General features: G+C 65.8%; 21 protein-coding genes. 9 read left to right on the forward strand and 12 right to left on the reverse strand.

The genetic code is table 11. The features are described from left to right. Positions 1-268: 268 nt before the first annotated feature. The 3 genes from ACQP0C_RS05655 to ACQP0C_RS05665 form a co-directional block, all read right to left on the reverse strand. Positions 269-748 (reverse strand): DNA-directed RNA polymerase subunit beta, encoded by a 480-nt coding sequence (locus ACQP0C_RS05655; RefSeq protein ID WP_433731198.1) that lies wholly within the window; start codon positions 746-748, stop codon positions 269-271. Then, a complete protein-coding gene (locus tag ACQP0C_RS05660; protein ID WP_433731200.1) occupies positions 748-1014 on the reverse strand; it encodes a hypothetical protein in 267 nt (88 codons plus the stop codon). Before ACQP0C_RS05660 ends, ACQP0C_RS05655 begins: the two co-directional genes overlap by 1 nt. 336 nt (positions 1015-1350) lie before the next feature. Beyond that, on the reverse strand, positions 1351-2097 hold the full coding sequence (locus ACQP0C_RS05665; RefSeq protein ID WP_433731202.1) for a GntR family transcriptional regulator: 747 nt from the start codon (positions 2095-2097) through the stop codon (positions 1351-1353). Positions 2098-2169: 72 nt separating this feature from the next. On the opposite strand from ACQP0C_RS05665, the gene ACQP0C_RS05670 reads away from it, so the two are divergent. Then, complete coding sequence (locus ACQP0C_RS05670) at positions 2170-3261, forward strand: DUF1152 domain-containing protein (protein WP_433731204.1); 1092 nt, start codon at positions 2170-2172, stop codon at positions 3259-3261. Between the two features lie 629 nt (positions 3262-3890). Here ACQP0C_RS05670 and ACQP0C_RS05675 read toward each other — a convergent pair. Beyond that, positions 3891-4349 (reverse strand): serine hydrolase domain-containing protein, encoded by a 459-nt coding sequence (locus tag ACQP0C_RS05675; protein WP_433731206.1) that lies wholly within the window; start codon positions 4347-4349, stop codon positions 3891-3893. Between the two features lie 75 nt (positions 4350-4424). Between ACQP0C_RS05675 and ACQP0C_RS05680 the strand changes: the two genes are divergently transcribed. Next, a complete protein-coding gene (locus ACQP0C_RS05680; protein WP_433731208.1) occupies positions 4425-5000 on the forward strand; it encodes a Uma2 family endonuclease in 576 nt (191 codons plus the stop codon). Between the two features lie 65 nt (positions 5001-5065). On the opposite strand, the gene ACQP0C_RS05685 is transcribed toward ACQP0C_RS05680, so the two are convergent. Then, positions 5066-5626: a peroxiredoxin-like family protein gene (locus tag ACQP0C_RS05685; protein ID WP_433731210.1), complete on the reverse strand. Its 561-nt coding sequence runs from the start codon at positions 5624-5626 to the stop codon at positions 5066-5068. A gap of 72 nt (positions 5627-5698) precedes the next feature. Here ACQP0C_RS05685 and ACQP0C_RS05690 point away from each other — a divergent pair, with 72 nt between their 5' ends. Next, positions 5699-6310 (forward strand): TetR/AcrR family transcriptional regulator, encoded by a 612-nt coding sequence (locus tag ACQP0C_RS05690; protein WP_433731212.1) that lies wholly within the window; start codon positions 5699-5701, stop codon positions 6308-6310. Positions 6311-6635: 325 nt separating this feature from the next. Here ACQP0C_RS05690 and ACQP0C_RS05695 read toward each other — a convergent pair whose 3' ends face one another. Further along, positions 6636-7763: a GDSL-type esterase/lipase family protein gene (locus ACQP0C_RS05695; RefSeq protein ID WP_433731214.1), complete on the reverse strand. Its 1128-nt coding sequence runs from the start codon at positions 7761-7763 to the stop codon at positions 6636-6638. A 112-nt stretch (positions 7764-7875) separates the two neighbouring features. On the opposite strand from ACQP0C_RS05695, the gene ACQP0C_RS05700 reads away from it, so the two are divergent. Both ACQP0C_RS05700 and ACQP0C_RS05705 read left to right on the forward strand, forming a co-directional pair. Continuing rightward, complete coding sequence (locus ACQP0C_RS05700) at positions 7876-8352, forward strand: MarR family winged helix-turn-helix transcriptional regulator (protein WP_433731216.1); 477 nt, start codon at positions 7876-7878, stop codon at positions 8350-8352. A gap of 127 nt (positions 8353-8479) precedes the next feature. Further along, positions 8480-9226, forward strand: a complete 747-nt coding sequence (locus tag ACQP0C_RS05705; RefSeq protein ID WP_433731218.1) for a type 1 glutamine amidotransferase domain-containing protein — start codon at positions 8480-8482, stop codon at positions 9224-9226. Here the strand turns inward: ACQP0C_RS05705 and ACQP0C_RS05710 are convergent, their stop codons facing one another. Beyond that, positions 9227-9886 (reverse strand): TetR/AcrR family transcriptional regulator C-terminal domain-containing protein, encoded by a 660-nt coding sequence (locus tag ACQP0C_RS05710; RefSeq protein ID WP_433731220.1) that lies wholly within the window; start codon positions 9884-9886, stop codon positions 9227-9229. 95 nt (positions 9887-9981) lie between these two features. On the opposite strand from ACQP0C_RS05710, the gene ACQP0C_RS05715 reads away from it, so the two are divergent. Beyond that, positions 9982-11001: an NAD(P)-dependent alcohol dehydrogenase gene (locus tag ACQP0C_RS05715; RefSeq protein WP_433731222.1), complete on the forward strand. Its 1020-nt coding sequence runs from the start codon at positions 9982-9984 to the stop codon at positions 10999-11001. 176 nt (positions 11002-11177) lie between these two features. Here ACQP0C_RS05715 and ACQP0C_RS05720 read toward each other — a convergent pair whose 3' ends face one another. Further along, the gene (locus ACQP0C_RS05720) at positions 11178-12128 is read right to left on the reverse strand and encodes a helix-turn-helix transcriptional regulator (protein ID WP_433731224.1); all 951 of its coding nucleotides are present in this window, start codon (positions 12126-12128) and stop codon (positions 11178-11180) included. A gap of 62 nt (positions 12129-12190) precedes the next feature. Between ACQP0C_RS05720 and ACQP0C_RS05725 the strand changes: the two genes are divergently transcribed. Together ACQP0C_RS05725 and ACQP0C_RS05730 are read left to right on the forward strand one after the other, a co-directional pair. Continuing rightward, positions 12191-13345, forward strand: coding sequence for an epoxide hydrolase family protein (locus ACQP0C_RS05725; protein ID WP_433731226.1), 1155 nt, complete (start codon positions 12191-12193; stop codon positions 13343-13345). Positions 13346-13432: 87 nt separating this feature from the next. Beyond that, on the forward strand, positions 13433-13585 hold the full coding sequence (locus tag ACQP0C_RS05730) for a hypothetical protein (protein ID WP_433731228.1): 153 nt from the start codon (positions 13433-13435) through the stop codon (positions 13583-13585). Between the two features lie 6 nt (positions 13586-13591). On the opposite strand, the gene ACQP0C_RS05735 is transcribed toward ACQP0C_RS05730, so the two are convergent. The 3 genes from ACQP0C_RS05735 to ACQP0C_RS05745 all read right to left on the reverse strand — a co-directional run bounded on the left by ACQP0C_RS05735 (position 13592) and on the right by ACQP0C_RS05745 (position 17075). Next, complete coding sequence (locus ACQP0C_RS05735; RefSeq protein WP_433734449.1) at positions 13592-15580, reverse strand: 5-oxoprolinase/urea amidolyase family protein; 1989 nt, start codon at positions 15578-15580, stop codon at positions 13592-13594. 128 nt (positions 15581-15708) lie between these two features. Next, positions 15709-16329 carry an urea amidolyase associated protein UAAP2 gene (locus ACQP0C_RS05740; protein ID WP_433731230.1) on the reverse strand — a complete coding sequence of 207 codons (621 nt, stop codon included), beginning with the start codon at positions 16327-16329 and terminating at the stop codon, positions 15709-15711. Then, positions 16326-17075, reverse strand: a complete 750-nt coding sequence (locus ACQP0C_RS05745; RefSeq protein ID WP_433731232.1) for a DUF1989 domain-containing protein — start codon at positions 17073-17075, stop codon at positions 16326-16328. The genes ACQP0C_RS05740 and ACQP0C_RS05745 overlap by 4 nt, the downstream gene beginning before the upstream one ends. A gap of 254 nt (positions 17076-17329) precedes the next feature. Between ACQP0C_RS05745 and ACQP0C_RS05750 the strand changes: the two genes are divergently transcribed. Continuing rightward, positions 17330-18556 carry an IS110 family transposase gene (locus tag ACQP0C_RS05750; protein ID WP_433731234.1) on the forward strand — a complete coding sequence of 409 codons (1227 nt, stop codon included), beginning with the start codon at positions 17330-17332 and terminating at the stop codon, positions 18554-18556. Between the two features lie 265 nt (positions 18557-18821). Here ACQP0C_RS05750 and ACQP0C_RS05755 read toward each other — a convergent pair whose 3' ends face one another. After that, positions 18822-20357 (reverse strand): amino acid permease, encoded by a 1536-nt coding sequence (locus ACQP0C_RS05755; protein WP_433731236.1) that lies wholly within the window; start codon positions 20355-20357, stop codon positions 18822-18824. Positions 20358-20385 lie beyond the last annotated feature (28 nt).

Genomic DNA, 20385 nt, shown 5'->3' on the forward strand with positions numbered 1-20385 from the left:
GGCGGTGCCCGTTCCGGGCGTAGCTTGGAGCCGGGCAGTGATGCTGACGTGCAACGAGGTTGCCGTTCCATTCATGGTTCGAGGTACAGCCGTTCGTTGGGCAGGCGCGGCAGGCCACAGGTGGGTCCAGGAATCACTGTCACTGCGTCGGGGTAGTGGTGATCGCGCCAGTCCTCCACAAAGATCAGCGCGGCGGTGAGGCAGACAGCGAAGTCGAAACCTGCTCACTCATAACGCGGGATTGCCGCGGCGGTTTCCAGGCTGCTGCTCATCGGCCAGCTCCCGGTGGACGGATGCCGACGCACGCGCGGATCGCATCGACCACCGCGACTCCGGAGGGCCGTAAGGTGTCGCGGGGCGGTTCGATCCAGATCCGCAGTCCGGCGTGCCGGTCGGTGGGCGACGGCAACGCGATCTGCGCGCCGAATCGAGCGACAGTCACGTTGAGCCGGAACAACTCTGAGAACAATGGCACGTCGTCGGGCAGGTCTGGCCTGACGATGAAGGTCCATCGCTGTGAGCGTGGGTGGGAGATGATCGGGCCGAGGGCGTACTGCCGAATTCGCATGTGCGCCTTGATTATTTGGCCGAGGTCGGCAGGCATGGTGACCGCGGATACGCTGCCCACCCGCACCGTGATCCGCCCGCTCGCGGGATCGACTCCGGCCGCAAGCCCGCAGATCTGCCGATAGAACAGGCATCGACTGGTGGGGGTGTCGGCCAGCAGTTCCGGCGTCAAGTCGCGCATCACTGGCCACCAGCCACGATGGTCAGGGTCGGCGGCCATTGATGACCACACCGATACACCTGCTCCTGGGTGACCAGGTCGCACACGAGAGTGATCGCCCGCTTCAACTCACCGACCTGGTCGAGACTGGCTGCGAGTACGGCGACGGCTTCTGCATCTCCGATGTGCTGCGATAACAGCAGCGACGCTGCGCGGGAGTCGACATCGAACGCAACGACCTCGACGAGGAGGTAATTGTGTTCTGCGGCTAGCAGTTTCAGTTCCATCGCGGTCGACGCACCCTCCGCTGTGCTGCCCCAGCGGGCCACACCGATCGCATTCGGCCCTAGTTCCCCGCCTGTGACAGGCACAGCGTCTTCGATTGGGGGCTCCCACTCAGCGAGGGCATCGATGTAGCGCATCAGCACTTCGGCTGATGCATCGCAGTACACCGGACGTTGCGGCCCAATGAACGATACGGCCCGATTCGGTAGCGCATGGTTTGGCATTGAGGGCTCCCAGGTTGGTTCCGTTGTGTCACAACTGGATTATGCCGCTTTCTGGATGGTGGCACATGCCACTTCGCTCAGTCAGGAAAGATTCCGAGAAGACTGCCATGTCGGTCAGAAGGTTATCGGGTACTCCTGGCGGAACGCCCATCGTTGCGGCGGATAAACCGCCTCATCGAACTGAATCGGACTGTCGTCGGAGTCGTAGGCCACCAGCCAGTAGGCCAAAGCCGGTGACGCATCCGGCAGATCGAGTGCCGCTCGCTCGTCATCGCTGGCGGGCCGAGCGCACACTTGGTCACGGGCATAGGCGGCGCGCATACCGAGGACGTCGACGAGATACGGGAGAGTGCCGCCCCGGATCCGCTCGGCGACCAGCAGGCGCGGCGCGGAATCGGCGAAGGCCGCTGGAAACCACGACGTCGATAGCTCCGTCGGGCCACTCACCTCGTTGTAAATGACGCGCCGCCGCTGCACGACAGAGCTGCCCTCGTCGAGCCCGAGCGCGGTCGCGACGTAGTCGGGCGCATCCACTCTGCCGACAAGCGGGAACTCGACACGCTCAGTGTCCGAGTACATCGTGCCCATCGTCGCGGCGCGCTCGAAACGTTCGCGCGCTCGCGGCGCGGCGTTCGGTTCACGGACGAACGTGCCGGACCCGCGGCGTGATTCGACCAATCCCTGCTGCCGCAACGCCTGCAAGGCCTTGGTTGCAGTCGGCCGCGATACGTTCCAGGCGGCGGCCAGTTCCCGTTCGGACGGGACCTCCGCGCCTGGCGGTAGGTCGCCACGAACGATCTGATCCCGCAGGTATCCTGCGATTTGCAGGTATTTCGGAAGTACCTCTTCGATCTCGGGCAACGCTTCATCCTTGGTCTGAGTACCATACGCCACTGGCCAGTTTAGGAGTCGCGGATTGGTTGGCGAACGACGATGACGACAGTAGCGATCGCTGCGGGCGGGGGCGGCGACGCGGTCACGGCGGCCATGCTCGCCGATAAAATGCCAGCTCTGGGCGTGGTAGCCATCATGAGCTACTCATGGGACCGGCTGATGATCGACCCGGCACCCGGCCCCAGGACGCGGGCCGACTTCCACGGATTGATCGCCCACGGCGGAGTCTTCGAGGTGCCCTCCACGGCGGCCCTGCGCGCTGACGGGAAGTCGACACTCCCGCGCCTCGCGGAGCATGTCGCGCAACCGCTGCTCCTGATGGATATCGAGGCCGGGGTGAACGGTCTCGCACGTCAGATCCGTCACGCAGCAGCCGCCTTCGACGCTGACGAGATCGTGGTGATCGACACGGGAGGCGACATCCTGGCCACTGGCAATGAGCAAGGGTTGCGGAGCCCGCTCGCCGACTCCGTTGCCTTGGCCGCCGCAATCACGTCCGGGCTGCCGACTCAGGTGCTCGTCGCCGGTGTCGGCCTCGACGGCGAATTGTCCCAAGCGGAACTCGACGGCAGGTTGAACGCTCTGGGTGCGGAGAATGCTGGAGACCTGATAGCCAGGGATGCGGAAGGATTCGCGAGCATCTGGTCATGGCACCCATCGGAGGCCAATGCCCTACTGGCCGTGGCTGCATACGGCTGGCGCGGCTCCGTCGAGACCCAGCGCGGTGTCGTCATCGAGGTTACCGATGCGGCTACGCGCATCTACCGGATTGCAGCCACTACCCTTGCGGAATCGTCGCTGGCAGCGCTCCTCACGCGGACCTCCGCTCTCGAAGAGATCGAACGGTTGCTGCGTGAACGCCGCGGATACAGTGATATCGATATCGAGCGCGAGCGGCTGGCGCACCGCCGGCGACCTCAGATGCCCACACCAGACACGCTCGACATCATCGACAGATACGTTGCCGACGCCGACGCCCGCGGCGTTGACGCTCTCACGGTGCGCCGCGTTATCGAAATGACTCACGCGACCGAACCCACGGCAACAGAAGCATTGCGCGCCAAGCTGGCCCACTGTCGATCGGACAACTTCAAGCCGCCGTTGTACATGGTTCGGCCGATCACCCAATAGTTAGCGTTACCACGAGAGCCGGACCAGGGTGGTGGAATCTCGAGCTTCGTCCACAGCGCACAGTTATCCCCGCTGTTGGCGGACGATCCCGCATACCCGTCCACATCGCGAGGAACCAGCAGGTGTCGAAGGGCTCCGACGGTGCAGACCGAGTTGGCCACCGCGCCATCGTATCCGGTGTCCTACGCGGATCGGGTACGCCCGCTGGCCGAGGAGCATGCGGCATTCGTGGAGCTCGCGGCGGACGGATCGGAGAATTGTGGAGTAGGTGGGCGGATCGGCCGCTTGGCCGATCTACCCAGCGACCAGACCGCGAAGGCCGTTGCCATTGTGTGGCAGCGGCTTTCGCGGTTCAGGAATCAGGTCAGCACCAGCGGCATATTGAAATACGCCAGCGTGGCATGCGGAGTGACCAGCACGTGGTCCTGGAAACCAGATCCCGGTGGCAGACGGCGGCAAAGTAGATCTTCGCGACTTGCAACAGACACGAGGATGCGGCGAGCGCCGTCAGCAGCACTGATACCGCTCGCGCGATATGCGTGCGCTGAACCAGCAGCGCCGTCAGCAGCGCGACAGCCACAGAAACAAGCGCGATGCCTGATATCGCCGCGGTATGTGCGGCCAGCGATTCATGTGTTGGAAGCGAGGAAAGCCGAGGGGCACAGCACAGTCATCTCCGCAGGCGCCTGCTCATCGGCGAGCACCAGCTCCGGAACATACCGCCGCACCGGCGCATCCAACTCGACCTTCCCCTCCGCAACCAGCCGCATCAACGCCGTCGCAGTAAAGCTCTTACTCACCGACCCCAACACGAACATCGTGTCCCGATCCACCGCCACCGGATTCGCCACACTCGTCATACCGTGCGTCGCGAAAACCTCCCGCCCATCCACCCAAACCCCGACCGCAACCCCAGGAACCCTGAACTTCGAAGCCGTAACCTCAACGAATTCGCTCAACGCGCTATCGGACATCGTCATACCCTTCCCGTTCCTGTTCGCCAACGCCGTCGAGGTCTCCCGATCTGTACCCCGCATGCCCCGGCATGCCCAGCACGATGCCCATCCCCGCTGACACGACGCTGACATGCGCTGCCGGGCTAGACTCGGACGGCGTCAGCGGACAGCGTTCGTTCCAGTAAGAGCAGGTTGGAGGTGGTTCCAATGGCAATGCCCGTGCCCCGGTCCGACCATTGGACTGCCGCGGATCTCGATCACATCCCCGAAGACGGATTACGGTACGAGGTACTAAATGGCCAGCTCGTCGTTAACGCTGCTCCCAAGCCACGGCATCAGTGGCTGATCAAATGGCTGGTGCGCGCTCTCGACGATGTGCTGCCGCCCGGTCACGTCGTGCTGGAGGGTGTCGGAGTGCTGATCGGCGATGACGAGCCGATTCCCGACTTGATGGTGGCGACCGGCCCGATCGACTGGGACAGCCGCGGCGTCCCCGCCGAACAGGTGAAACTGGTCGTCGAAGTTGTCTCCAAATCAACGACCTTGCAGGACCGCATGGTCAAGCCCGTTCTCTACGCCGCGGCGGGTATCTCGAACTACTGGCGCGTCGAGATCAACCCGTTCAAAGGTCAACTCCCCGACGAAACATCGCCAGTTCTGTTCGCCCACGCCCTGGGTGCGGACGACACCTATGAACCGACGCATCGGGTGGCGGCCGGAGATGCCGTCACCCTGCGCAGTCCTTTCGAATTCACAGTGGATCCGGCGTCACTCATGCCCTGAGGTGGGGACGATATCAGTCGGCCATGGGAGGACCGGCGTGCTTGCTCGCCTCGGGCCTTCGGTGATCAATGTCGCGGCTCGGTGGCCGGTACGAGGGCGAGTAGTTCGTCTACCGACCATTGGTCGTCGGCGTGTTTGCCGAGTTTGCTTGCGAGTACCCGGCCGTCGGGGGCGATGAGGAAATCGCCGGGGAGGCCGAGGCGGCCGCCCTCGGGTTCGGCTGGGGGAGCGGGCTTTTCCTTGCGCAGTACTGCTTTGGTCGCGATGACGACGCTGCGGATGATGGTGGGCCACGCGCGCGGGTCGAGTAGGGCGCGGGGTGCGGATTCGACGCCGAACTCGCGGTAGAGGATTCGGGTCGGGTCGGCGATCAGGTCGAAGGGGAGGTCGCCCTCGTATTTGCGCAATTCCGCTGCGCTGGAATGGAAGACGACGACCTCGCGGATGTTCGCGGCCAGGATCTCATCGTGGCGGACGGCGAACGAGCGCAGGTGCAGGGTGCAGATCGGGCATCCCGCGAAGCGGCGGAACTGCAGGTGTATCAGGCAGTCCTGATCGGGGATCTGAATCGTGCGGTCGGCGATGGTGACAAGTGCCCGATCGGCCACCGTGGTCGGCAAGGACATGGAAACTCCCTTCGTAGGTGTACGACGTACGCCTACGACCAAGTATGCGCGTACCTTGTACGCTGTCAACCCGTGCCCCGCCCTCGCTCGCTGACCAGCCCCGCCATCGCGGCCGCCGCCATCGCGGTGCTGGATCGCGACGGCCTGTCCGGCCTCACCATGCGCGCGGTCGCGAAGGAACTCCGCATCGCCACCATGGGGCTCTACCGCTACGTCGCCGACCGCGACGAACTGGAGGTGCTGGTCGTCGACCACCTCCTCGCCGCCATGGACCTCACCCCACCGACCGATCCGAATTGGCGCGACCGCATCGCGGCCCTACTGGACCGCATGCGAACCGCGATCTCCGCCCACCCCGCAGCCGTCCCACTCGTAGTGGGCCACCGCCAGTCTTCCCCTGCCAGCCTGCGCTCGATCGAGGCAATGCTCACGATCCTCACCGACGCAGGCTTCACCGGCCCAGCCCGAGTCCTGGCCCAACGCACCCTCATGGCCTTCCTCGTCGGCTACCTCCAGAACGAGCACTACGGCCCCCTCTCCGGCCCGGGCACCACCACCATGACCCAACTCCCCCCGGACACCTACCCCCTCCTTGCCGAAACCGCCACCGACGCCCAGAACATCGACCCCGCAACAGAATTCCGCCTCGGGCTCGAAATTGTCCTGCGCGGTCTCAGGCCTTAGCCCGCTTTGGACGGTGCCCCCTCGAGCCCCCGCGCGCCGTCCCACCCCAGCTCGCCCCCAGGGGGCGTCCTGGACGAGCGATCACCATGCGCCACCCAGGCAAACGTCGAGAACACCCCTGCACCAGCGCATTCTCGGGTTGTCAGATGGGTGAGCGTTGGCTTCTCGCCGTCGCCTGAGGTGTGGGCGCGCGTTTCTGGGGCAGGCCATGATCTGGAGGGCGCCCGGCGCGGAGTTAAATGGCCTTGCTGTGTAGGTGATTTCCTGGCAACGGGCGGAAGGTTGGTACCTGCAGGATTTCGTGCCGGTACCAGGGGGTGGTGGTTCAGCGGGTGAGGCCAGGAAGTGTCATGGTTTCGCCCATGATCAGCGCGCCAGCGTCATTGAGGTGCAGGCCGTCGCCGGAATCCAGGTCGGGGCGGATGAAGTCGGGGTTCTGGGGGTCTGCCACGGCGGGCGCCACATCGAAAACGCCGTCGAAAACGTCTGTGGTGCGCAGCCATTCGTTGACGGCAGGACGAACCCGCAGCCCCTCCTCGACATTGAGGTCCGGATAGATCACTCCGGCAAAGGGGCCGATGGTGTTCGCGTACACCTTCAGTCCGGCGGCGCGTGCGCGTTCGGCGAGGGCGGTGAACCCGGCGATCAGCTCGTCTGCGGGGGAGGTGTGGTTGTCGAGGATGAGGTCGTTGATGCCGAAGTTCAGCACCACGTGCGTCACCCCGGGGACGGCGAGGACATCGCGGTCGAAACGGGCGAGGCCGTGCTCGCCGACCTGAGCGGTGAGCAGGCGGTTTCCGCCGATGCCCTGGTTGAGCACCCAGCCGGAGATGAGGCGTTCGTTGAGGATGTCGACCGAGCGACGGTTCGCGCCCGAGGTCGAGCCGACGCCCTCGAACCAGGAGTCGCCGAATGCGACGACGATCGGGTCGGTGCTCGTCGTCAGCACATCGACACCGGTCACGTAGAAGCGTGAGGTGGTCTGTTCGGCGTCCGGCAGCGCGAGTGCGGAGGTCTGGTCGCCGGTCGTCACGTAGCTGGGTTCCATCGGCAGCTGCGAGAAGGGGGCCAGCTCGGTCGCCTCGGGCAGGTGCAGACTCAGCGCGAGATCGGCGCCCGCCGCGACCGCGAAATCGACCGGGTCGCTGATGATGTCGGCACCAGCGGGGATGGTCGTGCCCGCCTTGCCGTCGAAGCGCAGTTCGGTATCGGTCTCCGCCACGATTTCCTCGCCCGACTTGCGCACCGCGATGCGCGCCGATCCGATTGTCACCGGCGCCGAACCGTAGCGGTTGGTCAGGCGCACCCGCAGTTGCTCGCCCCCGCCGACCAGGTGCAGCACCTGGCGCACCGTGTGATCGGCGAAGTCGCGCGGCTCCGCGAAACGGATCCGCTCGGCGGGATCGACCAGGGTGGAACGGAATCCCGCGACCCAACGCAGCGTGCCAGTCATCTGAATCTCCATTTTGTTGCCGTGAGGAATATTGCGCTGACAACAACTTAGCCAGAGGTATTCCTCATGTCAACTATCCTCAACGCAACTATCATCGGCTACGCTCGGAGCCGTGGACACGACAGACCTCTTCGATGACCCCCGACTGACCATCATGGGCCTGCTCTACGAGGCCTACGACGGTCTGGTCGGCAAATTGGAACCGACCTGGAAGAAGCACGGTCTGTCCGGCCTCGATGTCAATGCGCTGATGCGACTGAGTCGCTCACCGGGGCGGCGACTGCGGATGACCGATCTCGCCGCCCAGACGAATCTGTCGACCAGCGGTGTCACCCGGCTCGTCGACCGGCTGCAGCGCAATGGATTCGTGTGCCGCGAACTCGATCCCGCGGACCGCCGCAGCTCCTATGCCGTACTCACCGCGGCCGGTGCGACCCGGTTGGCGCGCGTACTGCCCGAATATCTCGAGGTCATCGAGCGCTGGTTCACCGGTCTGCTGACCCCGGACCAACTCGACGCCTTCGTCGCCGGACTGCGCACCATTCGCGACCGGGTCAGTCCGCAGGCGACCATGCATGAATCCGACTAGATCACCGAAATGCGTTTCCCGGCAAAGGATTCGGCTCTCAGTGAACTGACGAGCCGGGGGTCCGATCGGACTGCACAATGGTCCGCGCGGGCGACGAACCGCCCGACCCGGACGAAAGGTGTAATCGGTGAGCGCATCAGTCGATGTACTGAACCCGGACAAGCCCAAACGAGTGCTGATCGTGGCCTCGAATCCGTCGGTGTCCCGGCAGACCGGCTGGCCCATCGGATTCTGGTGGGCCGAACTCTCCCATCCCTACTGGGAATTCATCGAACACGGCTACCAGGTCGATATCGCCAGCCCGGACGGCGGCGCGCTGGTCGCCGACTCCTGGAGCGACCCGCGCGACGAAACCGGCTACAGCGCCGATGATCTGATCAGCCTCGGCTTCCTGTCCTCCCCGAAACATGCCGCCTTGGTCGCGAATACCCAAGCCCTCGACACCGTCGACCCCGACGAATACGACGCGGTATTCCTGGTGGGCGGGCAGGCGCCGATGTACACGTTCATCGATGACGTGCGCATTCACGACCTGGTGGCATCACGGGTCGCGGCCAACCGGGTGGTCGCGGTGGTGTGCCACGCGACCTGTGTGCTGCTGAAGGCGACACTTCCGGACGGGAATTTGGTGGTCAACGGCCGCACCTGGACCGGCTTCGCCAATTCCGAGGAGGACTACGCCGACCAGTTCGTCGGCCGGACCATCCAGCCCTTCCGTATCGAGGACGAGGCACACAAACTCGACGACACCAATTTCATTGTGGCGAGCCGCTTCAAGCCGCACGCCGTGCGCGACGGCAACCTGATCACCGGTCAACAGCAGTATTCGGGTGCGGCGGCGGCCGAGCTGGTCATCGAAGCGCTGGGCGTCTGATCACACGCTCCTGAGCCGTTCCAAACCGTCGAGGATCAGTTCGAGGCCGAAATCGAAATCGGCCACGCCGTTGTGGGTGCCCGCGATGACGCGCTCGGCGAGCGCGTTCATATGCGGGTATTCCTCGGCCGGAATGAGCGGCAGGAATTGCGCTGCGGCGGAGGCGTATTCGGCGGGCTCCAGCGGAAAATTCTGCTCCTGCAGGGTGAATCCGTAGATGTGGCTGTCGAGCGCGTTCCAGGCCCGGTCGGCCTGCTGATAGGTGAAGCCCGCCGCGAGTAGACAGCCGACTGTGGCATCGATGTAGTGCAGCATGGCCGGACCGACATTGATCCGGGAGCCGATGAGGCCGGTGGCCCAGGGGTGCCGCCGCAGCATTTCGTGCGCCGAGGTGGCGCGCTTGCGCAGCGCCGACTTCCAGTCGCCGCCGATCGCGGGGGCCTCGATCTCCGCCACGACCAGGTCGACGATGCCATCGAGCAGATCGTCCTTATTCCTGACGTGGTTGTAGAGCGACATCGCCTCGACACCCAACACCTGCGCGAGCTTGCGCATGGACAGCGCGGTGAGCCCGTGCTCGTCGGCGAACTGGACGGCGGTGCGCAGCACGCGATCCCGGTTCAGTGGCGTGCGGGTCGCGCTGGCGGGCTTGTCGGCCATCGGTCCCTCCTTGACGTACTTACGCCGTAAGCGTACCGTCCTCGGTATCGCACTTACACTGTAAGTACGGCGGAAATCGCAGGTGAGGAAGTCTTATGTCGCAAGCGCGGGCGGTCCGGTCGAACGGCGGGGTGGCGACGATGAACGCGATCGTGGCCCCGAAGTACGGTTCCAGCGAGGTGCTCCGGGCGGAGGTGGTGGATCGTCCGGAACCCGGCTCCGGCGAGGTGCTGGTCCGGGTGCGTGCCGCGGCGGTGTGCCAAGGCGATGTCCACCTGCTCACCGGGAAGCCTTATCTGATTCGCCTGCTGGGCTTCGGTATTCGTCGCCCCAAGTACCGGGTCATCGGACATGATCTGGCGGGCGAAGTGGTCGCGCTGGGACCCGATGTGCGGACCTTTCACATCGGTGACGAGGTCTACGGCGCGGTGGTATCCGGCGCATTCGCCGAATACGTTCGCGTCCCGGTGGATACTCTCGCGCCCAAACCGGCCGGGTTCACCTTCGACGATGCCGCCGCCCTACCGGATGGGGGTATGACCGCACTGCAGGGATTGCGCGCGGTCGGACAGTTGCGGGCCGGTCAGTCCGTGCTGGTCAACGGTGCCTCCGGCGGCGTCGGCACCTTCGCCGTTCAGATCGCCAAGGCCCTCGGCGCGGAAGTGGCCGCGGTCTGCAGTACCCGCCACCGGGAGATCGTCCGCACCCTCGGCGCCGACCGGGTGATCGACTACACCACTGAGGATTTCGCCCGCCAACAGCACCGCTACGACGTCATCCTGGATCTGATCGGCAACCGTTCGCTGGCCGACTGCCGACGCGTCCTCACCCCCAAGGGTGTCTTCGTCTCCTCGGCGGGCGCGCCCGGCGGCAACTGGCTCGGCCCGATCACCTGGATCGCAAAAGTATTGCTCGCCAATATCTTTGCCACCCAGACGTTACGTCCACTGCTCATGCGTCCCCGCAGCGCCGACCTGGCCTTCCTGTCGGACCTCGCCGAGCGCGGTGAATTGAAGCCATTGATCGAAGGCCGCCATCCGCTGTCCGACGCCGCCATTGCGGTAGCGCACGTTGCCCAGGGCCACGCCCAGGGAAAAACGGTCATCCTCGTCTGAGGAGATGGTCCGGGGCGTCGGTATCTCGGGGACGGGCCGTCCGCCAGGACTCGGATCGCGGCATTCGGTGAGGTGCGCGGGCGGGCCGAATCCGCCCGCCGGTTACTGTCGCCAAGGTCGCCGTGCCCCGGGCGCTTGTCGAGATCGAGGCCGTCGCGGCCGTTTCGATCCGCCCCCTAGGCGATGGCTTCGGTGAGGCGGTTGGTGAGCTCACGGATATGGGTGATGAGTTCCGGGGGTTCGTGGATTCGGCAGGCGAATCCGAAAGTCGCCAGGTAGATGGCGAGTTCGTCCAGGGAGTTGGCACCGGTACGGAGTAGGCAGGATCGGTCGTCGATCGCCTCGATGACGCCGACGGTCGGTGCGATGCGCTCGGCCGCGACCTGGGCGGGTACCAGCAGGGTGACGCGGGCGGTGTAGCGGTAAGGGGAAGTCGTTGTGCCGTTGGTGATGTAGTGGGCCAGATCGGCTTCCGGCGGTTCGCGCGGTGTGAACCGGGGGCCGGTGGGGATGCGGGGGTGCAGGCGGTCGACGCGATAGGTGCGCCAGTCCGCGCGGTCGATATCCCAGCCGACGAGGTACCAGCGGCGGCCGCTGTGGACCAGGCGGTGCGGTTCGGCGGTGCGCAATGATGTGCTGCCGCTGTGGGTTCGGTAGTCGAAGCGCAGGCGGTGGCTGTCGCGGATGGCGCCGGCGACGGCGGTCAGCACATCGGGGTCGACAGTGGGTCCGGCGGACGGCACAGTGACGGTGACGGATTGGAGCAGGCTGATCCGGTGGCGCAGCCGTGACGGCAGCACCTGCTCCAGCTTGGTGAGCGCGCGCAATGAGCTGTCCTCGATGCCCGCGATGGTGCCGCCCGCCGCGGTGCGCAGTCCGACGGCCACGGCCACCGCCTCATCGTCGTCCAGCAGCAGCGGCGGCAGCTTCGCACCAGCGCCGAGGCGATAGCCCGCGACACCGGCGGTGGCGTCCACCGGGTAGCCGAGGTTACGCAACTTGTCGATATCCCGGCGCACCGTGCGCACATCGACCTCGAGTCGTTCGGCGAGTTCGGTGCCGGTCCAATCGCGGGGCGTCTGCAATAGCGATAGCAATCGCAGCAGGCGCGCGGAGGTTTCCAACATGGCTGAAGTCTGCCGCAGACCTAGGGCCGAAGCTGTCCTAGGTGGCTCATAATGTGGTTCTCATGAGCACAGAGATCACTCCGTTCCGCATCGAAATCCCGCAGCAGCAGCTCGATGACCTGCGCAATCGTCTCGACAACGCGCGGTGGCCCGCACCGCTGCCCGGCGACGGCTGGGATACCGGCGTGCCGACCACCTGGCTGCGCGAACTGGTCGATTACTGGCGCACCGAATACGACTGGCGCGCCGCCGAGGCCCAGCTCAACAGCTATCCGCAATTCACAACGGAGATCGACGGACAGCGCATCCACTTCCTGCACGTCCGCTCGCCCGAGCCCGATGCGCTCCCGCTGCTGATGACGCACGGTTGGCCCGGTTCGATCGTCGAATTCCTCGACATGATCGGACCGCTCACCGACCCGCGCGCCCACGGCGGCGATCCGGCCGACGCCTTCCACCTGGTCATTCCATCGCTGCCCGGCTTCGGTTTCTCCGGACCCGTTTCCGAGGCGGGTTGGTCCATCGCGCGGATCGGCGAGGCATGGGCCGAGCTCATGCGCCGACTCGGCTACGAGCGCTACGGCACACAGGGCGGCGATCTCGGTGGGTCGGTGAGTCCGCAGGTCGGCCGGGTGGCGCCGAAAAACGTTGTCGGCGTGCACACCAGCGGCGGGCCGGGACCGATTCCGACGCAGCAGCTCTCCGAGGACGAACTGGCCAGCCTGACCGATCTGGAACGCGACCGCATTCGCCGAATCGCGGCGTTCATGCAGGAGGAATTCGGCTATATCGCCATCCAGTCGACCCGTCCGCAGACCTTGGCCTACGGCCTGACCGATTCCCCGGTCGGCCAACTGGCCTGGATCATGGACAAGTTCCGGGAGTGGACGCATCCGCGAAATGTGGACCCGGACAAGATCATCGACCGGGACCGGCTGCTGACGAATGTCATGTTGTACTGGCTCAATGGCACCGCGGGCTCGGCCGCCTATGTCGGGTACGCGAATGGCGGCTCCTGGGGTACGCCGCGGCCGAACTCCGGCGTGCCGACCGCGGCCATCCTGTTCGCCCACGATGTCTGCATTCGACGCTATAGCGAGCCCGAGAACACCATCACCCGCTGGATCGATGTGGATCACGGCGGACACTTCGCGGCATTGGAGGAACCAGTAATACTGACCAACGATATCCGCGAGTTCTTCCGCGATCTGCGCTGAAAACATGGGCCTGTTCCGGCATGTCGCGGCCGGAACAGGCCCACAATCAAAAGGCAGCGGGACCGCGGCAACGCAGGGGTGAGCGCCATGAGCGAGCCGAGAAGGATTACTCCGGAACATCGAGAGGACTTCTGGCGGCGCTGCGGCTGGTCACCGGAGCTGCCGGAGGCCGAGCGCCGCCATATCGAGCAAGCCTGGGATGACGAGTCCATCGATATGGCCGAGCTTTTCGGCTGGTAATACCGGTCAGGCCGGGAGTTCGCCCGCCTGCCGCCAGGAGTCGCGTTCGGCGGCGAACGCATCGGCCTGCCGCACGCGGAACTCATCGATGGATTCGGCGTTGTCGGACAGGAACTTCCGGTAGTCGGCGAGGGCGAACTCCCCGTCCTCGGCCCGCACCTCGACCTTTCCCGCCGCGAAATCGGCGCGCAGGTCGAGAAGTTCGTCGGCTTCGACGGGGTACCAGCGGATCCGGTCGAAATAGCGGAGGAGCCAGGGGGATTCGTCGTTGTCGCAGTGGTGGTGGTTCCATACCTGGGTGGTGCGGCCGACGAACTGGTAGCCGCCCGGACCCTCCATACCGTAGATGCACAGGTAGGCCCCGCCGATGCCGACGGCGTTCTCGGGAGTCCAGGTGCGGGCCGGATTGTATTTCGTGGTGACCAGGCGGTGGCGCGGATCGGTCGGCGTCGCGACCGGCGCGCCGAGGTAGACGTCGCCGAGGCCGAGCACCAGGTATTCGGCGCCGAAAACGGTGTCGTACACCTCCCGCACCGAGGCCGATCCGTTCATTCGCCGGATGAATTCGATATTCCACGGACACCAGGGGGCATCGGCGCGCACGCCGTGCATATAGCGGGTGATGGCCTCGCGCGTCGACGGGTCGTCCCAGGACAGCGGCAGATGAACGGTGCGACTCGGTACCACGAGTTGATCGGCGGCGGGGATGTGCGCTTCGGCCTCGGCCAGTAGGTCCAGCAGCGCGCGCACCGGCAGAATCGCCGGATCCACCCGGATCTGGAGGGAGCGCACCCCCGGCGTCAGTTCGGTCACCCCGCGTAGGTCGAGCGCGAGCAGATGTTGGTGTAGGGCGTGCACCCGGGCGCGCAGGCCGAGATCCAGTGTCATGGTGCCGTATTCGACGAGTACGCCGTCATCGCCTTGGCGGCGGTAGGTCACGCCGATCTCGTCGTCGGCATCGGCGCGGCGCAATACGCCGTCATCGCCGTTGCCACCGGGGGACAGCACGGCGGGCCAGGCCGCGCGCCGAGCCGGACCGAGTTCCCGTATCGAGGCGGCGTGCTCGGCACGGATCGCAACGAAGCGCACGGTATCGCCGGGGCAGAGTTGGCCGAGCTTCCACCGGTCGGCGGCGACGACGGTCACCGGGCAGACGAAACCGCCGAGGCTAGGGCCGTCGGGGCCGAGCAGGATCGGGGTATCACCGGTGAAGTCCAGTGCTCCAACCGAATACGGGGTGTCATGGATATTCGACGGATGCAGGCCAGCCTCGCCGCCATCGGTCCTGGCCCACTCGGGTTTCGGGCCGATCAGCCGCACACCGGTGCGATCGGAATTGAAGTGCACTTCGTAGTCGGTGCCGACAATGGTGTCGAAGTCCTTGCGTGTGAAGAACTCCGGTGCGCCGTGCGGCCCCTCGGTAACCGCCAGTTCCCAGCGCCGCGACAGCACCGGCTGCTGCTCCATCGGCACCGCCTTCGCGATCCGACCGACGTGCGGGCCCAGCTCCAGCGTGTCACCCGCCCGCAAGGCCTCGCCCTTGCTGCCGCCGAATTTGCCGAGCGTGAAAGTGGCTGTGCTGCCGAGATATTCGGGAAGTTCGAGGCCGCCCGCGAGCAATACATAGCAGCGCATGCCCGGACCGCGCACCGCGCCGATATCTAGCACCCCGCCCGCCGGAACCAGCACGGTCCGCCACTGCCGCACGGCGGTCCCGTTCACGGTGACATCGGTCGGCGCGCCGGTGACGCACACCCAGGTCGGTGCGGAGAATTTCAGCGCGGGGCCGCCGAGGGTGCATTCCAGTCCCGCCGCACCCTCGGCATTGCCGAGCACTCGATTGCCGAGTCGAAACGACAGGTCGTCCATCGGCCCCGACGGGGGTACCCCGATATGCCAGTACCCGATACGTCCCGGCCAATCCTGCACGGTGGTCAGCATTCCCGCCCGCAAGACCTCGATCTGTGCCGTGGCGTCGCCGGTCGCGGCGGACATGGTTTCGGACGCGTCGACACCGATGTGCGTCCTGAACTGTTCGCTGACCGGATGAAATCGCTGGTCGGTATGCAGATCCGACGGCCCGACCGTATTCGCCGCACCCGTCGCCGACAAGTTGGTCACGGTCATCGGGTCACCACCATGCGCACCGGCGTGGGATCGAAGCCATTGCAGGGGTTGTTGATCTGCGGGCAGTTCGACACCAGCACCAGGGTGTCGATCTCCGCGCGGAGGGTGACCTTCTTTCCGGGAGCGGACAGTCCGTCGACAATGCCCAGGGTGCCGTCGGCCTCGACCGGAACATTCATGAACCAGTTGATATTCGAGACCAGATCCCGTTTGCCGAGACCCCATTTCAGCGCCTCGGACAGGAAGTTCTCCACGCAGGCGTGCTGGTGGCGGGTGTGGTGGCCGTAGCGCAGCGTATTCGACTCCTGGGAGCAGGCGCCCGCGATGGTGTCGTGATTGCCGACTTCATCGGCGACGACGGTCATCAGCGCGGTGCCCGCATCGGTGCGCAGCACACTGCCGCTGCCGAGGAAGATATTGCGCTGCGCGGTGATGGTGGCCTGCGCGCTGTAGCGGTCGGTGTGGTCGGCGGCCGAGTACAGCAGACAGTCGACGGCCTGATTGCCGTGCAGGTCGATGATTTCGAGCTGATCACCCGCGCGAACCACAGTCGACCATGGCGCGCGTGCTGGCACGGTTTCGTCGAGCACGATGGTGCGGGTCGGTGCCGAGGTCATGCCCCTACCTCCAGAGTCGCGGCCGTCCAGGCCTGTTCGGTGTTCTCGACCGCCCGCAGATACTCCGGGTCGGAATTATGGTGTTCGGCCAGCTCTTCCGGCGCGGACCAGGTGAGGAGATCGAGGTCGGTCGCGGGCCGGTCATCGAGCGGATGCGCGGTGTTCGCGATGAGCAGGACCACCGGCAGGTGGACGAGCAGGTCGACCGAGGCGCCCGGCGCGGCACTGCCGGTCGCGGTCAGCGCGCCATCGGATTCGACGCGTACGCCGCGGAAGAAGGCCACGGTCGGCGCGATATCCCGCGGCTCGAGGCCCTGTTTGGCTCCCGCCAGCCGCAGCAGCCCGCGCGCCTGCGGCGTCGGTCCGCACAGCGTGTCGTGGTGGCCGGAGGTATCGGCGACGATGGTGGCCAGCACCCGGCCCTGATCCGAGAGCAGCGGATGTCCGGTGCCGAGATAGGCCTGCCATGGAACCTTCACGGTGTCGGCGACATTGAGCCGCTCCCACCGTGCGTCGGCGCGCAGCAGCAGCAGGTGTGCGCACGCGGCACCGGCCACATCGCGTATCCGAATCCTGGTCCCGCGACCGAGCACGACATTCGCGCACCCACCGCCCGGAATCCGCTGCGCGAAGGTGATCTTCGCCGCCGCGACATCATCGGGCAGCTCCGGCCCCGCGATCTCCGCGACGGCCGCTTGCGCCCGGGCATGGGCCCGCGCTCCAGTGGTCGAGGCTGTGCTGGTCATCGTTGATCCTAATCAGTTCTGGGAGTGAGCCATCCGGCAAACTCCTTGGTGGTAGCCGACCGGTGGGTGAGCACTCTGTGGTCCTGGACGTTGAGTCCTGCTGAAAGACCGTGCCCCTGCCGGTAGGCCGGGAGAGTTGATCGCTGCTGGGATGTCGTGCCCGTTCGTGGTGATGTGAGCACTGCTTGATTAGGTCGCTGACGGTTCTCTCGCTGGCTGCTCGACGGTGATCGGCATCGAGAACGGGAGGATTGTTGAGACTGTTCGTTGGGGACGACTGGGCCGAGGATCATCACGATGTGGAGGTTATGGACGGTTCCGGTCGGCGGCTGGCCAAGGCACGCCTGTCCGAGGGCGTGACCGAGATGGCGCGGTTGCATGCGATCGTTGGGGACTTGGTCGGCGACGACGCCGGCGAGGCCGAGGTACTGGTCGGGATCGAAACCGACCGAGGTCCCTGGGTTGGGGCGCTGGTTGCTGCCGGATACACGGTGCTGGCGGTGAACCCGTTGCAGGCGGCCCGCTTCCGTGACCGGTTGGGGGTCTCCGGCGCCAAGAGCGACGCCGGCGACGCTCACGTGCTGGCGGATATGGTCCGCACCCACTCGCATGAATTGAGGCCTGTCGCTGGGGATTCCGCACGTGTCGAGGCCGTGAAGGTCGTGGCCCGTACCCACAAGACGATGATCTGGGAACGCACTCGCCACACCCAGCGGTTGCGGCACGCACTGCGTGACTACTTCCCCGCCGCGCTGGTCGCTTTCGACGACTTGGACGCCGCTGACACCCTGGAACTGCTCGCCAAGGCTCCTACCCCGGCTCAGGCGGCCCGGCTGACGATCACCCAGATCAGCGCCGCGTTGAAACGGGCGCGCCGCCGCGACATCGCGGACAAAGCCGCAGCCATCCAGACCGCACTGCGCTGCGCCCAGCTCGGCCAGCCCGAGGTCGTGTCCGAGGCCTACGCCGCGTCGGTGCAGGCGCTGCTGGCGGTTCTGACCGTCCTCAACACTCAGATCAAGGTCTTGCAAGGGCAGGTCGAGGCCCATTTTGGGAAGCACCCGGCCGCTGAGATCATCTTGTCCCAGCCAGGTCTGGGACCGGTCCTCGGTGCCCGGGTGCTCGCAGAGTTCGGCGACGACCCCAACCGCTACGCCAGCGCCAAAGCCCGCAAGAACTACGCGGGCACCTCCCCGATCACCCGCGCGTCCGGCAAGAAGAAAGTCGCCCTGGCCCGGTTCGTGCACAACGACCGGCTCATCGACGCCCTCACCACACAAGCGTTCACCGCGATGCTGTGGTCCCCGGGGGCCCGCGCCTACTACGACCGCCAGCGAGCCCGCGGTGTCGGCCACAACGCCGCCCTGCGTCAACTCGCCAACCGGCTCGTGGGCATCCTGCACGGCTGCCTCAAAACCGGAACCCTCTACAACGAGGCCACGGCATGGCCCCACCATGTCGAGAAAACCACTGCTGCTTGACATTCAAGCTCCTGGGATGTCTTTCAGTGCGCTACTTCGGGCGACCGAACCGTCGCTCGGTGCAGCGGCTGTGCTCGCACGGAGCAGTGGGCGGATGGGCTGGCGTAGGTCGGTTGTCGATGGCGGAGCGTGTATTCCGTGGTCGCCGCCGGTCTGGCGTGGTGCGCGCGTGCCTCGAGCGGCCGGGTGCGGTGCGGGAGTTGTTTCACGCGGTCGCGAGGGTGCGCGGCGGCGGGTATTCGGCCCACCGGCGCGCACCGCTCGGTCAGGCCGGTTGAGCTGCTGGTTCGAGGCTTTCGGTGTTCGGCCTCGCATTGACCATGCGGTGCACGACAACACCGACGGCCATCACCACGAGCACGAAAAGTGGTGCGGCCCAGAGCATCCACCAGCCACCGCCGTTGGGTGTGTAGACCTCGGCCCGCGGCCAGGCCAGGTTCACCGCCATCGCGATGCCCCAGACCACCGCGAGTGCGTTGACCGCAATGCCGAAGCGGCCCAGGCTGAACAGTGCGGAATCGCTGTCCCAGCCCCGGATCCGCCGGACCAGCAGCGGCACCGTGACCAGCAGATATGCGAGATAGAGCGTCACGATGCACACGCTGGCCAGGGTGGCGAAGATGGCGGCATTGCCGAGGTTGAGCACGAGCAGGCCGATGCCGAGCACACCGATGACCACCGAGGGCAGCACCGGAGTGCCGAAACGGGGATGCACCGCGGCCAGGCGACGGGCGAAGGGCAACTTGCCATCACGCGCCATCGAGAACATCAGGCGCGAGCCCGCGGTCTGAATTGCCAAGGTGCACACCGTGATCGCCACCGCGACGCAGCCGAGCAGGACCTTGCCCGCGGGGCTGTCGAGCTTCGAGGTCAGCACATAGGCCAGCCCCTCGGTGGACAGCGCACCGTCGTCCAGGCTCGGCGCGGCCATCAGTGCCCCGAGCAGCAACAGTCCGCCGCCGAGCGCGGAGACCGCGAGCGCGGTCAGGATGGTGCGCGGAGCGACCTGGCGCGGATTCTTGGTTTCCTCGGAAAGCTCACCGGCGGAATCGAATCCGACCATCACATAGGCGGCCATCAGACCGGAGACGAGAAATGCCGCCCAATACGGCCCCGGTGCGGCCTGATCGGTGTGCAGCACCACGCCCGCCCCGCGTTCGGTGTGGGTGAAGAACAGCGCGATGATCGCCAGCACGCCGACGATCTCCACGGTGACCCCGATCGAATTGATCCGGGCCATCAGATCGATGCCGATCACATTGATCAGCGTGGTGATCACCAGCAGAATGCTGCCGAGCAGCACCGCATTGGTCGCGCCGGAGGTCGAGGTGAGCGCGGAATCATCGCCGACGATCTGGAATCCACTCCAGATCGAGGGCAGCACCACCTGCAGTGCGATCGCCGCCGCCGCGGCCGTGACGATCTGCGCGATGACCATCATCCACCCGGCGAACCAGCCGACGACCTCCCCGCCGAGCCGCCGCGACCACTGGTAGATAGACCCCGAGATCGGGTAGCGCGCGGCCAGTTCGGCGAAGTTCAGTGCGACGAGGAACTGTCCGGCGAACACGATCGGCCAGGTCCAGAAGAAGGCCGCACCACCGAACGAATAGCCGAAGCCGAAGAACTGGAAGATGGTGGTGAGGATGGAGACGAAGGAGAATCCGGCCGCGAACGAGGCGTAGCGGCCCAGTTTGCGGTGCAGTACCGGTTGATAGCCGAAGCCTGCGAGGTCGGCATTGTCCCGGCTGATATCGGGGGATGGGAGTTCGGGGGCGACTGAATCGACTGTGGTGGCCATGGGGGTTCCTTCGCGAGCGGCCAATACC

It is taken from the genome of Nocardia sp. CA-129566, assembly GCF_050956075.1.
In the GTDB taxonomy this organism is placed as follows: Bacteria; Actinomycetota; Actinomycetes; order Mycobacteriales; family Mycobacteriaceae; genus Nocardia.

Bases quoted from the DNA above. Each gene is read 5' to 3' on its own strand.
- ACQP0C_RS05745 (WP_433731232.1), bottom strand. From the start codon at position 17,075: ATGACCAGCACAGCCTCGACCACTGGAGCGCGGGCCCATGCCCGGGCG.
- ACQP0C_RS05725 (WP_433731226.1), top strand. From the start codon at position 12,191: ATGAGCACAGAGATCACTCCGTTCCGCATCGAAATCCCGCAGCAGCAG.
- ACQP0C_RS05670 (WP_433731204.1), top strand. From the start codon at position 2,170: ATGACGACAGTAGCGATCGCTGCGGGCGGGGGCGGCGACGCGGTCACG.
- ACQP0C_RS05720 (WP_433731224.1), bottom strand. From the start codon at position 12,128: ATGTTGGAAACCTCCGCGCGCCTGCTGCGATTGCTATCGCTATTGCAG.
- ACQP0C_RS05655 (WP_433731198.1), bottom strand. From the start codon at position 748: ATGCGCGACTTGACGCCGGAACTGCTGGCCGACACCCCCACCAGTCGA.
- ACQP0C_RS05695 (WP_433731214.1), bottom strand. From the start codon at position 7,763: ATGACTGGCACGCTGCGTTGGGTCGCGGGATTCCGTTCCACCCTGGTC.
- ACQP0C_RS05685 (WP_433731210.1), bottom strand. From the start codon at position 5,626: ATGTCCTTGCCGACCACGGTGGCCGATCGGGCACTTGTCACCATCGCC.
- ACQP0C_RS05710 (WP_433731220.1), bottom strand. From the start codon at position 9,886: ATGGCCGACAAGCCCGCCAGCGCGACCCGCACGCCACTGAACCGGGAT.
- ACQP0C_RS05680 (WP_433731208.1), top strand. From the start codon at position 4,425: ATGGCAATGCCCGTGCCCCGGTCCGACCATTGGACTGCCGCGGATCTC.
- ACQP0C_RS05755 (WP_433731236.1), bottom strand. From the start codon at position 20,357: ATGGCCACCACAGTCGATTCAGTCGCCCCCGAACTCCCATCCCCCGAT.
- ACQP0C_RS05675 (WP_433731206.1), bottom strand. From the start codon at position 4,349: ATGTCAGCGTCGTGTCAGCGGGGATGGGCATCGTGCTGGGCATGCCGG.
- ACQP0C_RS05715 (WP_433731222.1), top strand. From the start codon at position 9,982: ATGTCGCAAGCGCGGGCGGTCCGGTCGAACGGCGGGGTGGCGACGATG.
- ACQP0C_RS05740 (WP_433731230.1), bottom strand. From the start codon at position 16,329: ATGACCTCGGCACCGACCCGCACCATCGTGCTCGACGAAACCGTGCCA.
- ACQP0C_RS05735 (WP_433734449.1), bottom strand. From the start codon at position 15,580: ATGTCCGCCGCGACCGGCGACGCCACGGCACAGATCGAGGTCTTGCGG.
- ACQP0C_RS05660 (WP_433731200.1), bottom strand. From the start codon at position 1,014: ATGGAACTGAAACTGCTAGCCGCAGAACACAATTACCTCCTCGTCGAG.
- ACQP0C_RS05730 (WP_433731228.1), top strand. From the start codon at position 13,433: ATGAGCGAGCCGAGAAGGATTACTCCGGAACATCGAGAGGACTTCTGG.